The organism is Shivajiella indica, from assembly GCF_042683085.1.
Lineage (GTDB): Bacteria > Bacteroidota > Bacteroidia > Cytophagales > Cyclobacteriaceae > Shivajiella > Shivajiella indica.
In genome coordinates, this window is the sequence record NZ_JBHUIV010000005.1 from 57,496 (window position 1) to 73,721 (window position 16,226).

Sequence of the window (16,226 nt, forward strand, 5' to 3'; positions counted from 1 at the left end):
AAATTTTTGAATAAGATGAGGGAGATATTTAAATTCTTTTTACCAATTCTACCTTTTATTAAAGGATTTCTTATTTCCCAAACTTCCCGAAAATCCAATCATCCGCCTTTTTTTGTTGTTCTGGATAAGTCCAATGTCCAGTTTCAGGTACAATGAATACTTCTTTAGGTGATTTGATCTCGTTATAAGCTGAATAATAAGAAGTAGGGGGACAGGTTTCATCATTGAATCCCCAAGTATAAAAACCCGGTGTTTTCAATATTCTGGCAAAATTGACCACATCATAGTAAGCTAGGGTTTCAATCACCTCAGGCTTGTTATAATACTTGATATTTTGTGGTCCAAACACATGAGGCCAACCTCCTGCCCGGCCATTCAGGTATCCGGTCAAATCACTTAGCGCTGGATAAACTGCTACCAGGTATTTTATCCTTGGATCCAATGCAGCAGTGGTAATGGCCAAAGCCCCTCCTTGACTACCTCCCTGCACAGCAAGATTCTTTCCATCATACTGGGGAAGGGAAACCAAAAAATCTACCGCTCTTACACAACCCAAATAAACCCTTTTATAGTAATAAACATCTTTGTCACCATTATTGAAATGCCAGTATCCATTTAATGCTCCGGAAGCCAAATTTGAATACACTTCCTGAGGCATATCTACCGGAATGCCATGAATGCCTATCTGAAGGGTAATTGCTCCTCTCATGGCTTTGGCTATCTCTCCGGAATAAGGCCTTATTCCAGCACCCGGAACAGAAAGAATGGCCGGATATTCCCCCCCACCTTTTGGCACTGAAAGAATCCCATAAATTCTGGAATTCCTGATATTCTGAAAACTCACATGATAAACGTCCACTACCTCAGAACTCTTTTCCGGAAGATAGATCATTTTATAATCCATTGGAATTTTGGCAAGTTCTTCTTTGCCTGCCTCCCAAAACTCCTCAAAATCCTTTGGCATTTTCACCGTTGGCTTGATTTTTTCAGGTTCAAATGCAGCTGTCCCTAAACCTTTGTATTCTTTTCCATCTACAGTCGCATATACTTCACACCTGAGAAAGCCTGGGTCCTTCATGGTAAACTTGTCAATCTTTGCCTTCCCATCCTTCAAATTGAGTTTCCCTTCTTTGATGGGTGCCATTTTTTCCTCCATGACCACAAAACGCACGTTTTCTACCGAAATTGGAACACCTGACTGGGTAATGGAAATATTAAATTCTACATTTTGACCGGTTTTATAGGTCCAGTCCTGCCTGTCCGGAACCACTGAAATTTCAAGATACTGTTTGGGAATCTGGGCCAAGACAATATTTGAAAAACTGAGCACCAAGAAGATCAATGCAATATTTAAATATGCGTATTTAGGTTTTAAGGTTAATTGGTTCATAGGGATCTATTTTGTTTTTTTATCATTTTTTTTTCTAAATTTTAAAAAAGGGAAGGGAGCCACTTTTCCACTTCATCCATCCTCCGCACTTCAGAAGTTGGATTGATCATACCAAAGCCATGCCCTCCCTGTTCGTAAATTGTGGTGGAATAGGGGATCTTATTTTGCTCCAATGCCTGAATAAATAAATAACTGTTTTCAATCTTTACCGGATCATTTTTGGCATGAACAAGAAAAGTAGGTGGTGTTAGGGATGTAACATGCTTATCATTTGAAAACCTGTCCAGCATATCTTGAGTAGGATTTTCTCCCAATAGATTTTTTGCAGAACCGCTATGCCCAATGGATGGATCAAAACTGATGACCGGAAAAGTGAGATAAATAAGAATGAATAAGATGAGTGGGGATTTCATGGTTTAATATAACTTTTCTTTCTGGCAAAATCCAATCAAGTTGTACCACTTGCTTTATTTCTGTTTTATTGATAAAAAAAAGAGAAATCTTAGGGACAATTAATTTGGTATTTAAACCGAAGCGCTGATCTCCCTTGCAATAATTCCAAAAAAAAATCTCATATACAAAATAAACGGAACTGGGGATAGAGGATAAGTATATAAACCATCAAAAACAAAAGCTAATTTTAGTAAATATTCAACTTAAATTATTTTAAAAATTCAATTATTTTCAAAGTTTATTTATATGAAACCTACTTTATTTTTAATAGTTAAAGAACACATTTAAATTTTTGTTTATTACTCTCTTTAATTTTTTTTGAAGAATATTCAAATTACAAGCATAACTAATTGATTTTCATTGAAAAATAAAAAATCATTTCATATATTGGAAAAGTCTTTTTATAAAACGAAAACTGCATTTTACTTAAGATATAGTTTTTAACATTTAAATATCCGATAGGCCGTAACCTGACTCCATAGTTCATGTGAAAATTCATGGACTATGAAAATTTTTAAAACCACACTATGAGAACATTCTACTTATCCAGCAAGTTGCTAACGATTATATGGCTACTTGTACTACATCCAGCCATAGCCCAAACTGTCCGACTTGAACAGGGACAGAATGGAGGTATCGATAATGATCCGGTAAGCCCTGTAAACTGGGCAACGGGAAATTCCAATGCCGGTAACAGTCACTTCTTTGAAGGACAATCCATCCCCTATCGTCTCACCATTTCAAGGCTCAGAGCCGGGAATCACACAGTGGTCATTGAATGGGATGCCCGTACAAACGGTAAAAGTGCCATTGATTACATAACCAGTTTCGACAGGATCTGTGAGCAGGTAATCCCAAATGGAGGTACTCCGAGCTTTGGACTGATACCATCCCCAACTGGAATTCCACAGCCTTCGGCAAGTTTCAATGAACTTACGCCTGGTGAAAGGGAAATTGCCATTTATGGGGGTACACTTGGTAAAATAGAATATTTACAGGAAGGAGACCCTTCAGCGATCAACTCTATTACCAGATTGAGCATATCTTTTACAGCTGCCGGCAGTAACGGACCAAATAATACTGTAGTGATTGCATGGGGTGGGCATATAGCCAGTGCAAAGGATTGGGGGGAAGGCAATTCAGCCTCAAGTATTACTGGTTCCCCGTACCATACCCGAGTTGTTTCTTTAAATGGAAGTTCAGTGGGAAGCCAGAACCGCTCCGTGCAGGCAGCTTCAGAAGTCATAGACTTTGATTCTGAATGTATTATTCGGGGTCAAGGTGAAGTCTGTTTAGGTTCAACACCTGCTACCTACTCTGTACCGTCTGGCGGGTCTGCTTACAGATGGACGGTTACCGGAGGAGGAGAAATAATTTCCGGACAAGGTACAAACTCTATCACTGTAAACTGGACAAGTTCCGGAACTGTATCTGTGGAGGTAGACAGCCAAGGAGCTTGTCAACCGACACAATGTTCATTACCCGTCAATGTAAGCCCTCCTGTGTCTTTATCGGTAGTAGATGCGGTACTTTGTAGTACAGAGAACGGGGGCAATACCGCCATAGCAGATTTGACAAATTATGCGAGTGCAGATATAGGAGAACTTGTTTTTTCAAGAGGAGGTAGTCCAATCACAGATCCAACATCCATTTTGGTTACTCAGGGTGATGTGATTGAGGTTACTGCTTTAGGTGCATGTGGCAAAACCGAAACTTTTACTGTTACCGTCAATGACCGCCAAATTTTCGGGATCTGTTCCCAAGGTAAAGTATATGACATTATAGGTTCTGAATTGAGTGCCCTTCATGAAATTGTAAGACAAGGGCAAACTGTAGTTTCAAACGAAGTATTTTACATCAGCGGAAATGAGGTTCTTATTGAGGCCATTTATATCAAGGATAAGTTTACTCAGGCCAAATCAATTTTGGAAGCTTTGGGATTTGTTACTCCCACTGAAGCCGAATTAAAACAAGATCCAAATTCATTGATCATCGCAGGGTTTATACCTATAGATAAATTATTGGAATTAAATGATTACCCGGACGTCATTAATTCCGTACGCCCTGCAATACCTGGAATCCCGAATAAAGGGGCGACTACAACCCAAGGTGACCGTGTCATGCGGTCCAACCTTGTCAGAGCTGGTTATTCTCATTTTGAGGGTGACCAACCCATTGACGGAACTGGAATAAAAATCGGGGTAATTTCTGATAGTTATGCTACCCGTACGGATGGCGGGGTAAATGCTTTGGCCACTGATATTTCCAATGGAGATTTGCCTGAAAGCCTTTATTTTAGAAGGGACCTTCCAAGCAGATTTGGAATAGGTACAGATGAAGGAAGGGCAATGCTTCAGATCGTCCATGATATTGCTCCAGGAGCAGAACTTGGTTTCAGGACCGGTGTGGTAACTGCAGGTGATTTTGCTCAAGGGATCCGTGACTTAGCTGCTGCGGGAAGCGACATTATTGTAGATGATATAACCTATATTACTGAGCCTTTCTTTAGTGATGGAAGGGTAGCAAAAGCGGTCAATGAGGTTACCGCCAATGGCGTTTCTTACTTTACCTCTGCGGGTAATTTTGGAAGTAAATCTTTTGAAGGTGTATTTAACCCCATCAATGATCCTTCTATTGAGTTGCCTTTAAATTTGGGTGTATGGACCAATGGTGGTCGTGTGCATCAATTCAATGATGGTAAATCTACACAATCCATAAAGGTTTATCCTGGTCAAAACGGACCTGCGGTTTATATGATTGCCCTGCAATGGGAAGATCCGCTTTATTCCATAGATCAAACAGGCAGCTTATATGACCTGGACATCTACCTGAAAGACTTTGGCTCTCCGCTTTTTGGTTTTAACCGGAACAATACCAATGGGGATCCCATTGAAATACTTTCTTTTACCATCAACGAACCTACTACAGTGAATTTGGTGATTGCAAGGGAATGTGAAAGCTGTACTGATCTGGATTCCAACAGAGGGATTAAATTTAAATATGTTGTTTTCAGAGGTGAACTTGACCCGAACGATCAGAGTTTCATAAATTCCTCCACTATAGTAGGACATGCCAATTCCACAGGGGCCATGACAGTTGGAGCCGTTCTTTATGCCAACACCTCTGTATTCGGATTTGACCCAGCGCTGGTTCCTTCAGGAACGCCACCTTTTACTGTGGCTACCTTCTCTTCCAGGGGAGGGACTTTCACCAATGGTGAACTACGTAATAAGCCGGATTTTACTGGTCCAAATGGCGGGAATACTACAGTTAATCTTGGAGCGCCTAATCTTGAAGGTGATAACTTTCCAAACTTCTTCGGCACTTCCGCTGCGGCACCACATGCTGCTGCAGTTGCGGCACTTGTCAAACAGGCTAGGAAGAAATATTACCCAAGCACAAACCCTGCAGGCTGGTTAGGGAATCCGGGCACAAGTTTGCCGGCCGATATCAGGAGAGTTTTAAAAACTACCGCACAGGACATGCATGAACCCGGAGAAGATATTAAATCGGGATCGGGACTTGTTCGGGCCGACAGGGCTTTGCTCTCACTCGCTGCCCCAAATCCTGATAACATTGAACTGGTTTATGAAGATGGTATCACACCCGGTGAAATAGAATTTAAACTGATTATCACAGGAACCAATATATACGAAGGCTCTAATGTTTACCTAAGAGATGAACTATTAAATGCAACCTATAAAATTGATGATCAGGGATTTGGATATCTTGAGACGACAATTCCTCCATTTACAGGTAATCCAGGCGTCACAGTGGTCAATAATGCCATTTCGGACAGTGGGCTGGACGGAGGAACAGCTGGACCAGTATATTTCTTTGATATCGTTAAAAAAACTATTGCTATCCGAGCAGATGATATCACCAAAAAGTATGCTCATAAGTTGGAACCTTTAACTGCAAGTGTTTATGAAAGGTTAGATAATAGCTGGGTGAAAAGTGACCTTACCCTAGAAGATGTCGGACTTTCACTGGATACTCAAAATGAGAACAGTTCCTTGGTTCCATTGACGCTCTCCAGTCCGATCAGTGGTGATCTTGCGGAAGTAGGAACCTATATTATTACAGCTTCGCATCCATTACCAGGTGTTGCTTTCTCTGATTTCTATAATTACGTGGGAGTAGTTCAGGAAAACGGAAATCTTCTGTATGACGGAATCAATGCCGCCTTAGGTAACTATGGCCCTGGAATCATCACTGTTGAAACATTACCAATTACTATTAAGCCAATTGACCTGACTGGTCCAAAATCCCTGGAATATGGGGAATCCATCAGTGATGCGCTGGAATTTGAAGTAATCATATCAGACGAGGATGCTGCCAAAATACAGGATGTGCAGGGGATAAAAAATGCGGCACTTAACCAATACCTTCAGGATCTTGAAAAAGCCATTGCAGAAGATGACACCAGCCTTCCTTTGGGACTTTTTGATACCAATGGAAGAAATATCATCAACAGTGAACTGGTCAATCTCAGCTTTATGGTAAGTGGTCGAAACATTATCAATGGCCGAAACATCATCAATGGAAGACAAATCATCAATGCAAGACAAATCATTAACGGAAGACAGATTATTAATTCTGTAATTGATGTACCGCTTGGATCTTTCCTCGATTACCTTGATAATCCTGACAACCAGGATTTGTTGGGTGCAGTTATTAACGGAAGGAACATCATTAATGCCAGAACAATCATCAATGGACGCAGCATGATCAATGGCCGAAGCATTATCAACGGTCGAAATATCATCAACGCACGGTCAATTATCAATGGTCGAAACATCATTAATGCACGTTCTATCATCAATGCGGGAAATAATGATGCCGAAATCGAGGAATTGGATAATGTGCTGATTATCTTAAGAGAAAGTGATCTTGATGGGGCAAATGAAGTAGAAGTTAACAATGTCAAGTATTATGACTTTGGCGAGATAGATGAAGAAAATCCAGATGATGTTAACCTGGAATTTTTCTCCCTTACTACCGTAACCGGTTTTGGTGTTGGAAACCACTTCATTGTACCTGGAACCTTTGAGGCCAGAAATTTCAAGGCTTCCTACCTACCAGGCAATCTAACCATTACCCCTGCTGCGCTTACAGTAAGCACTTCAGCCAATCCTGATGAAATTAGCTTTGGCAATCCTGCTCCTGAATATTCATCTGAATTTGAAGGTTTTGCTTACAGTTCTACCTTCCTGGATGAGGGTGGAAATGAGGTGACAGTTAAAGATGACAAGGAGTCCGTGGTGGAGAAAATCGAATATGAGCTTCTCAAAGAAGGAATTTCCTATCCAAGTACAGGTAGTATAGCCATTGGCATTTACAGTATCCGTCCGAAAGTCACCCTAAAAACTCCGGCTAATTATTCTGTCGATCTGGACAATTCCACATTTGGAAATCTTACTGTAATAGGTTGTGAGAATATAGCCCCAATCATAGGAGATTTTGAGACAGCTATGGGAGCAGGTAACACCAGTAATCCTGCCACGATTAAAAAACCTGCCAACACCCAGATTGGTGATATCCTGGTAGTGGGGCTAATGTTTGAAAAAGGTCAGGCTCCATCTATTACCCCTCCCGATAATGACTGGATACCTATAGACCGCACCAACCAACTGAATCAGGTAGCATTGGCTACTTATTACAAAGTGATAAAAAATAATGACGAACCTGAAACCTATGGATTTAGAATCAATCAAAGTCCAAAATGGACCATGGGAATTACCCGCGTCACAGGTGCTGATATCAATCATCCCGATGGCCCGATCGCAACCTTCAGTGGGTCATCCGGAGCACAGTCTTTAATTGCCACAGCACCATCCATAAAAATAGAGGATTGTAACAGCTTGGTGATGCTTTTCTACACCAATAAGAAAAATGCTACATGGACACCACCAACCGGAACAATAGAGTTGTATGATGATCCGAACAATAGCCAAGGGCTAACTTCTAACATGATGGCATACTTCATTCAGGATGAAGCCGGAAACACAGGAGACAGGAGTGCCATTGCATCTTTGGCCGAACACTGGGCAGCACAGGCTATAGCGATACGGCCAGTTAAACCTAGAACCAATATGCAATCCGCAAGAGTTGCGCCTGAGGAAAATGAAACAGAATCAGACTTAATCATGTCAGAAGAGAATCCAAGTTTGGAATTAAATGCATTGGACGGTCAAATTAAGGTTTATCCTAACCCGGTAAAAGACCGCTTGAATTTAAGCCTAATTGGATCTGTGGATGAAGAACCAAATGACAATTCATTTGTGATCTTCGATGCTATGGGCAGAATTCAATATATCCAAAGAACATGGCATCCGGATGAAAGCCGTCTGGAATTGGATTTCTCCACTGTGAGCAAAGGCCTTTATGTGATCAACATCAGAACCTTACAGGGAATTAAAACCATACGGGTAATGAAGCAACCTTAATCCCATTATTTCATTTTGTGAATAAAAAACAGAATGGGAAAAATTTCCTGTTCTGTTTTTTTATTTATTGAAAAAACGAATTTAAGTACAATATCATAAATGGAAAGCATTTTTATTGATGAAAACCCAGCTAAATTTTGAGTTGATTTCTTCCTCCTGATATCCTGCCAGCTTAAATTTTAAAGAATATCTTCTTCTTATAAAGAAAATAACACAAATACCACATCGCCCCAAGGGTCAGAAGCGCATTGAATACGTTCAGAATTGGTACTGCAATTCCTAAAGGCTCCAAAAAACCAAAACTGAAAATCTTAATAAATCCAAAAAGCCACCGATGTCCCAGAACCTCTGCAAAAAGGTAAATAAATATGGAATTCATCCCTACAATAATAAATGCAAAGGCCCAGGATTGGACCTTTTTGACATCCATCAACCAATAAAATAAAGCCAAAGCCAATAAAGCCCATCCTCCAGATGCAAAAACAAAGGCGCTGGTACTGATCCTCTTAATGATTGGGGTTATTCCACTCAGGTCAAGTCCATAGCCAATAATCAAAAAAACCAATCCTGAAATAAGGAAAGCTTTTATTTTATCCCGGTCAGACCTTTTAGACAACAACAAATTGCCACATATTGCCCCCCAAATCGTATGGGCAGCTGTAGGAATACAATTAATGGCCACCCAACCCCCACTGTTAATTTTCCCCATAAGGAGCATATCAGTATAAGAACCAAAGTTCTCCCCCATAACAAAAGGAGCATCTGGATTATGGAATCTGTAGAGTATTTCGGTAAGACCCAATAATGCCATTGAAACTCCCACTTGGATCTTTAATGGCTGTTGGATCAAAAAATAAGTCAAAAGAATGGTGAAAGAGAGTTGGGTCAGCACATTCCATAACTCAAAAACAAGCTGCTGCTTATATACACAATGCAGTCCTGTACCAAAGAGAAAAAGAAGCAGGCATCTTTTTAAAATATGTTTGGTCACTTTGGCTTTTTCTCCACCAATGGCAAGCCTTTTATTCAGGGAAAATGGCATGGCTACCCCGACTATGAACATGAAAAAAGGTTGAATCAAATCCCAAAACCTGAGCCCATTCCATGGGTGGTGGGTGAATTGTAAAGTCAAACCATACAACCAGGTATCTTCCGGTAAAAGCTTCAGTAAATAGTCATACACAAAAGCAGCCTCCGCAATCAACAAAAACATGGTGAGTCCTCGGTATGCATCCAAAGAAACAAGGCGTTGATTGGTTGAAATGGTCTGAGGGTTCATAAGCTGGGGAGGTAGTTCTTTAAACTTTTTATGGATGGGTAAGAATAATTCTTCTATAACTAAATAAAGAGGGACTGCCACTATCTACTGCTTCAAGAATGATGTGCAGACTTTGTCCTTGTTTCAATGCTGGCATGGTAAAAATAAGTTCTTCTGCATGGGAATCAAAAAATTCAAGATGCCCATCAAAATTACCGGCTTCCCTATACAACCACCATTTGAATTTCACCAGATCTCCATCTGGGTCAAAGCTTCCTTTTGCTGATAACCTTACTATATTGCCCGTCTCCACTTTTCCAAATGCCAAAGCTTTTCCTTCGTTGCCGTTTAACATCAACACAGGATTGTGATTGGCTTTCTGATAAGTTTCTGCAATATTCCAGTCCATCCTGGCAGCAAAATCATGCTGGAAAGCTTTTCTCCACCTCCAGATGGTGGCCTGATTGGAGGCTTCTAATCTACCATCAGGTAATATGATTTCATCCTGCGTGTTGATGGACGAAGTCCAGATTTTATCGACCTCCCCAAAGGATTTATACCATTCATACCTACCTGCCCAACCTCCAAATGTAGGACTTTTATACCAGGCAAGACCATTTTGTATCAAACCAATAAATGACGGGGTATCTCCCTCCATGATATATTCTAAAGGCAGGTAGTTTGCTCCCAAAGGCCCGTGATTGTCTCTGATATTTTCCATCAGCCAGGGATTGTCCACCAAGTCAAAATCCAACATGGGGCCATTCTTATACCATCGATCTCCGGCAATGCCTGTCCAAGTTGCCCTATAATATTCTCTCCAATTGTCTGCTGCACAGGCATCTACAATATAGAAAATGCCAGGAAAATTCTGTCTAACCCAATTTCCCGCGAAATCCTGATCAGAAATGGCATAAACCCGAAGTTTGTCTACAAATTTCTTAACCTCTGATTCTGATCTAGTCTGTTTAACTTTCCAAAGTGCCTGGGCAAGACAATTTGCTCCACCCCAAACAGATATCCATAGTGGTCTTTCATCCGCTTTATCCACTACCCGAATCAATAATTCGGAACCTGGAGAATCTTTACCTTCTCCCACTCCTTCCATGCTGAATAAGGGAAGATGCTCTGAAGTGACACTCAACAGGTATTCCATGGAAGGAAATCCTTCTGCATGTTTGTCTAAATTTGGTCTGACTTTCCCATAATTTCGGACCAATTCCTCAATTTTATCCTTTCTGGTATTGTTTCTCAAATGGGTGGAAGTGGTTGCCACTATTCCTTCGATATCATATTCGTTGGCATAGACTAGGAAACGGACCAATGATTGTTGGTCATCCGGTTCATTGGTGATGTCTGTCAGTACAAAGACCCGCTGCTTGGAAGGTTCTTCAAATTTCAGGACAGTTTGAGCTATTATAAGAAAGGGGAAGCAGATGAATAGTACAATGAGGCAATATTTCATAACAGGTTTTTTTAGGTCTGAATTAAGATAATCCAAAAAAAATAAAAAACCCAATTAGTATATTTTGAAATCTTTAATCAGCTGCCTGGCAAGGGATTTATGATCGGTCCACCTCAATCCTATGAATAATTATTGATTGCCGAGAAAGATGGTTATCTGGTAATTCAAAATAATTTAATATTAATCATACCTCTCCCACCGTTTCTTCCAATCAGCCATGAAATCTAACCTCCACTTATTGATCGTAGCCTGGCACTCTTCCGGGCTGGCATCAAGGTCAACATAATAATTGGGGAATTTTTCAGGGTAAGCTTTCCTAAACTGTCCACCCCAACTTTCCTGGGTGGGATCATGGATATCCCCAACTCCGCCAATTAAGGGAGAAATCAGGTATAAGATGGACGGTGAATCTCCCTCCTTTAATGTGCCTTTTGGCCAAGTGGCCACCGGAAATGCATCTCCTGATTTCTCATCAAACATCCCTTTCCTGGTCGTCCCTTTACCCCTAATGTTATTTTCGACGAAAGCAATATTCCCCCATTCTCCGGACTGCTCTCCACCTTGGTATACCCCCCTAAAAGTTTCATGCTTTCCTTTGGGCAAAATGGCATTTTCAATCCACCAAAGTTCTGGATATTCCTTTTCCATAAAATCATAAACAAAATTCCTGCTCAAACTGTCATGCTCGGTATTGGTTGATCCAATGGAATAAATTCGGATATTTGAACCAATTGAAGGATGATCATGCAAGGCCTGTGCTAAGGTTGTCATACTGCCCCAAACCAAAATCCAAAGAGGATTCTCCATTCTATATTGCTTTGCCAATTCAGATAAATATTCGGAGCCCTCAGTTTTACCTAATTTGCTTGGAGCCTGAGGTTGCTGGGATCCTTTTTTGACTAACTGAAGTAATTCATACTCTCCCATAAGCTCAGTGAAACCCTTATTCCTGAGGTGATCCATGTCAATGCGCTGTATCCATTCTTTGATCAATTTATCCTGGGGAATGGTATCCCAAGGATGACTTTCTAATTGGGAACAAGGAGTGGATACAATCCCCTTTATTTCCAAAATGTCTGAATAATGTAAAAGTCTAAACAATGATTGTATATCATCCGGATCTCCACCAAGGTCAGTATCAATCAGAACTGGGATTTTTGAGGGAAAACTATTATTACTTATTTGTTTATTTTTAGTTGAGCAACCTGATGATAGCATCACCACCAAAACCATGAATGTTAAAGGTTCTGGTATTAAAGCTTGTTTTTGACTTCCCATTCTTGATTTCACTTCATTGAATTCCAATCTAACATATACTTAACTCACAGGAAGAAAAATTTTAAACGTTGTTCCTTTTCCCTCTTCACCATTCCCTCCGGGAGGAAAACTTTCCACCCAAATATCGCCCCCATGCGCCTTCACAATATCATAGCTCAAACTCAGTCCTAATCCAGTGCCTTGGCCAGTGGGTTTGGTAGTGAAAAAAGGCTGAAAAATTTTGTCTTTAATTGCCTCGGGTATTCCAGGACCGTTGTCTTGGACTGAGATTTCAATACCCTTTTCTGTTTTTCTGGTTCGTACTACCACTTCTGGTTTATAGCCTTCAGGGCCCGATTTTGCTTTTTCTTTCACTACGTAAAACGCATTGTTGATCAGGTTGAGCAGTACCCTTCCCAAATCCTGTCTGACCACATTGATGCGGGGAAGATCCGGGTCCAATTCTGTCTGAAAACTGGCAGAAAAACTCTTGTCCCTTGCCCTGAATCCTTGAAAGGAAAGTCTAATGTATTCTTCGACCATGCCATTGATATTAGTGGGTTTGGTTTCTCCGCTGGTTCCACGGCTGTGCTGGAGCATACCTTTGACAATGGAATCGGCCCGCTTTCCATGGTGATGTATTTTTTGGAGATTATCCCTGATGTCTTTCGAAAGGAGTTTTGCCTCGGCAATAGCTCCTTTATCCAGTTCCTCTTCCATCTCGGAAATTAATTCCGAACTCACCTCTGCAAAATTATTTACAAAGTTTAATGGATTCTGGATTTCATGGGCAATGCCGGCAGTAAGCTCACCCAAGGAGGCCATCTTCTCAGACTGTATCAGCTGAGATTGGGTAGTTTTTAGGTCATTAAGGGATTTTTCCAGCTGGGCAGTCCTAAGTTTTACTTTTTCCTCCAAAATCCTGTTTTCCTTTTTCAGAATATTGGATCTTATCTGAACTGCAACCCAAACAATCCCCGAGAAGATCATGGCAAATATCAAATAGCCCCACCAAGTCTGCCACCAAGGAGGTAGAATGGTGAATTTCATGATAGCAGGTTTACTCCAGGAACCATTAAAACCCTTTGATACCACTTTAAGAGTGTATTCCCCAGGACTAAGGTTGAAATAGCTCTTGGTTTTCCCTTCAGAAATTGGATTGGACCAAGTGTCATCATGGCCCTCCAATATATAGCTGTACACTATACTGCCCCGGCTTCTGGGGTCTGGATTTTCAAAGTAGAAATGGAGGGCATTTTGATCATAAGGAAGTTTCAATCCCACGGGTAAATTAAAAGCTTGGCTAAGACTGTCCCAAGTGATTTTGTTTTTTGCCAGGTAATCATCTGACTCAATTTTACTATCAGAAAAATAGAAATCAGTTTGGGTTGCATTCCAAAGGGTATCGCCGGGCTTGACCTGACTTAGGATGTCCGTAAGCCTTTTGAAGGACGTCTTTTGATCCATAATGTCCATACCTGTAATAAATACCTCAGGAACGGTTGGATTAAAAATCGGTTCTTGGGTAGTAACTGCTAAAATCGGAGTAATTCCATAAAAACCAATACCGGTCTTGGATATGGAACCTGAATTTTGATTGAAATCATTGTAGGGAAATCCAAAACCATTGGCATAATTATAAATTTTAAATGGCTCCATTTTACCCTCTTTACGAAACCCAAATTGGTTTTTAGGAATTTGAACCAACCCGTTTCCTGAACCTGCATAGATATTTTCCCCTGATTCAACCAAGTCATAGATATCTTCCGGAATCAGCCCATTTTTGGAGTCAATATTGGTTATTGTTGTGAATTCTTTATCCACCACAGAAATGCCTTTGACAGTAGCCAACCAATAATCCCCCTGTTCTGATTCAAGAATTGACAAGATCTGATCAGAGCCTAAACCTTCTTCCTCACCAATATGCCAAATCCTGTTTTCATCAGGGTCCAGAATATTTAATTTATCCAAAGTTGCAATATATATTCTTCCGTCTTTGCCCTCTTTTGAAGAATAAACTGTATTGAAAGATAGGCCTGATTCCTGGTTTAAATGTTTAAAAGATTTAGAAGTGGAATTAAAAAGAAACATACCTAAATTGGTACTCAACCAGATATTTCCCTTCCTATCTTTAAACCCTGAAAAGAAAACAATTCTTGGAAATTGTTTTAAACTCACATTTGTGATGCTTTTATTTTCTAGGTCAACCAATGAAAATCCTCTTTCTGTTCCGATGAAAATATTTAATTCATCTAAAACTGATGAATGGCGGTAATCTCCATCACCCTTCCTCAGTCCTTGTTCAGAACCTAAAAATTTCATTTCATTTTTGATCGGATCATAGATATGAACTTTTTTGTAAGACAAAATCCAAATCCTACCCATACTATCTTCAAACGAACTCCAAAAATCATTGCCTTCAAAGCCTTGGTTAGCTGTAAAAAATTCAGCTAAAGGACCTAATGGGTCTATAAACAACAATCCTGTATTAGTGGAACCCAACCATAAATTCCCATTGGAATCCGAAACCACAGCCCCTGGAAATCCGGAAAATAAGGAAGCATTGGTCTGAATTGTTTTCATTAATCCTTTGTGCAGGTCAAAAACATAGGAAAAATTATTGTCATGGATCCAAATTCTGTTCAGTTTATCCTCAGTGAAATGTATCCCTTGCCCTTCAAATCCCTGATCTCTTCCCAAAGTGGTAAGAGTTTTATCTGAAAGGGAAAGGAATTGGGCCACCGACCCATTAATAGATCCTATCCACATATTCCCCTGACTGTCTTCAAAAAAAACGGGTTTAATTCCCCTTGCCAAACCTTGCTCAGGACCGACTTTTTTAAAAGATTTTCTATCTGGGGAAATTATGGAAATATCCATTCTGTTGCCGATCCATAAGTTATTATGGCTATCTTTTTTTATTGCTAAAGGTGTATTATCAGAAATGCCTTCCAGCTCCTGGATCGGAAGTCTTTTGATAGTTTCTGCCACTGGATCCAAAATATACAATGCATCCCGGCTACTGGATATCCAAATCTTTCCGTCAGATTCAAATTCAATACTGAATACAAAATTTGGAAAGCCCTCAGGAATATTGTAATTGGTAATGATATTTGTTTCAAGGTTTACCCGATAAATTCCATTGCCACTTGTTGCTAACCAAATATTCCCAAAAGCATCCTTATTCATTCCAATAATTTGGCTGTCCTGGATTTCTGATAGAATGGGGTAAGAATAAAACCGGTCACCTGCTATTTTGACCAGGTTTATCCTATTGGCCTGCCAGACAAAATTATGATCATCTATAATCAATCCTGCAGTACTTACCCCATAGTTTCCTCTCTCCAAAGGAAAATTGACTATTCCTGAGGTAGTGTTGGGCACTATTGTTTCCTGGATTTCAGAAATGATGGGTTCCGGTAGAATGGAGTGTTTTACCAGGACAGGTTTCGAAGAAATAGTATCAATGTTTAAAGGGAATTCAGGTAGATTTTCCCAATCCAGAGGTTGAGGAACAAGTGGTTTCTTCAATGGCTTGAATTCATTCAGAGAAAAAGGAATGGATGGCAACCTGTCCATATCAAAAGGGACCTTTGAAACCAATACACTATCGGGATGGATACCTTTCCATTCGAAGGTTTTTGGTTCCGGCATTTGAAAAGGTTTGGTTTCCGGAAATGCATAACTTAATTCATTTTCAGGAAAAGGAACCTCAGTACGCCGATCACAAGAAAAAAGGAGAGTGATAAAAATGGGGAGGAAAAGAAAGGTTTTTCTTGGGGTAAGGGATTTTCTCATTGAGTTTCAGGAATTACAGAAAAGGAGGTCTGATTTGAGATTCTGCTTTTTAAAACTTTTTTTTCAAAAAACAGGAAAACATTGCATTAAACCAATCAGTTTGGGCTATTCATAAATCAAATTTCAATTCAGTTAAAAATATAAATAATATGCGGA

Annotated in this window: 7 protein-coding genes; 1 reads left to right on the forward strand and 6 read right to left on the reverse strand. The window is 40.1% G+C overall.

The window, feature by feature from the left end; genetic code table 11:
• Positions 1-70: 70 nt before the first annotated feature.
• Both ACFSKV_RS02385 and ACFSKV_RS02390 read right to left on the reverse strand, forming a co-directional pair.
• The gene (locus tag ACFSKV_RS02385) at positions 71-1,390 is read right to left on the reverse strand and encodes an acetylxylan esterase (protein ID WP_380800083.1); all 1,320 of its coding nucleotides are present in this window, start codon (positions 1,388-1,390) and stop codon (positions 71-73) included.
• 41 nt (positions 1,391-1,431) lie between these two features.
• A complete protein-coding gene (locus ACFSKV_RS02390; protein ID WP_380800085.1) occupies positions 1,432-1,803 on the reverse strand; it encodes an alpha/beta hydrolase in 372 nt (123 codons plus the stop codon).
• A 567-nt stretch (positions 1,804-2,370) separates the two neighbouring features.
• Between ACFSKV_RS02390 and ACFSKV_RS02395 the strand changes: the two genes are divergently transcribed.
• On the forward strand, positions 2,371-8,292 hold the full coding sequence (locus ACFSKV_RS02395) for a S8 family serine peptidase (protein ID WP_380800088.1): 5,922 nt from the start codon (positions 2,371-2,373) through the stop codon (positions 8,290-8,292).
• A gap of 172 nt (positions 8,293-8,464) precedes the next feature.
• Here ACFSKV_RS02395 and ACFSKV_RS02400 read toward each other — a convergent pair whose 3' ends face one another.
• The 4 genes from ACFSKV_RS02400 to ACFSKV_RS02415 all read right to left on the reverse strand — a co-directional run bounded on the left by ACFSKV_RS02400 (position 8,465) and on the right by ACFSKV_RS02415 (position 16,070).
• Positions 8,465-9,571 carry an acyltransferase family protein gene (locus ACFSKV_RS02400; RefSeq protein WP_380800090.1) on the reverse strand — a complete coding sequence of 369 codons (1,107 nt, stop codon included), beginning with the start codon at positions 9,569-9,571 and terminating at the stop codon, positions 8,465-8,467.
• A 28-nt stretch (positions 9,572-9,599) separates the two neighbouring features.
• Complete coding sequence (locus tag ACFSKV_RS02405) at positions 9,600-11,015, reverse strand: DUF1593 domain-containing protein (RefSeq protein WP_380800091.1); 1,416 nt, start codon at positions 11,013-11,015, stop codon at positions 9,600-9,602.
• Between the two features lie 180 nt (positions 11,016-11,195).
• Positions 11,196-12,293, reverse strand: a complete 1,098-nt coding sequence (locus tag ACFSKV_RS02410) for a nucleoside hydrolase-like domain-containing protein (protein ID WP_380800093.1) — start codon at positions 12,291-12,293, stop codon at positions 11,196-11,198.
• A 39-nt stretch (positions 12,294-12,332) separates the two neighbouring features.
• Positions 12,333-16,070 (reverse strand): ATP-binding protein, encoded by a 3,738-nt coding sequence (locus ACFSKV_RS02415; protein WP_380800095.1) that lies wholly within the window; start codon positions 16,068-16,070, stop codon positions 12,333-12,335.
• Positions 16,071-16,226 lie beyond the last annotated feature (156 nt).

Bases quoted from the DNA above. Each gene is read 5' to 3' on its own strand.
- ACFSKV_RS02385 (WP_380800083.1), bottom strand. From the start codon at position 1,390: ATGAACCAATTAACCTTAAAACCTAAATACGCATATTTAAATATTGCA.
- ACFSKV_RS02390 (WP_380800085.1), bottom strand. From the start codon at position 1,803: ATGAAATCCCCACTCATCTTATTCATTCTTATTTATCTCACTTTTCCG.
- ACFSKV_RS02395 (WP_380800088.1), top strand. From the start codon at position 2,371: ATGAGAACATTCTACTTATCCAGCAAGTTGCTAACGATTATATGGCTA.
- ACFSKV_RS02400 (WP_380800090.1), bottom strand. From the start codon at position 9,571: ATGAACCCTCAGACCATTTCAACCAATCAACGCCTTGTTTCTTTGGAT.
- ACFSKV_RS02405 (WP_380800091.1), bottom strand. From the start codon at position 11,015: ATGAAATATTGCCTCATTGTACTATTCATCTGCTTCCCCTTTCTTATA.
- ACFSKV_RS02410 (WP_380800093.1), bottom strand. From the start codon at position 12,293: ATGGGAAGTCAAAAACAAGCTTTAATACCAGAACCTTTAACATTCATG.
- ACFSKV_RS02415 (WP_380800095.1), bottom strand. From the start codon at position 16,070: ATGAGAAAATCCCTTACCCCAAGAAAAACCTTTCTTTTCCTCCCCATT.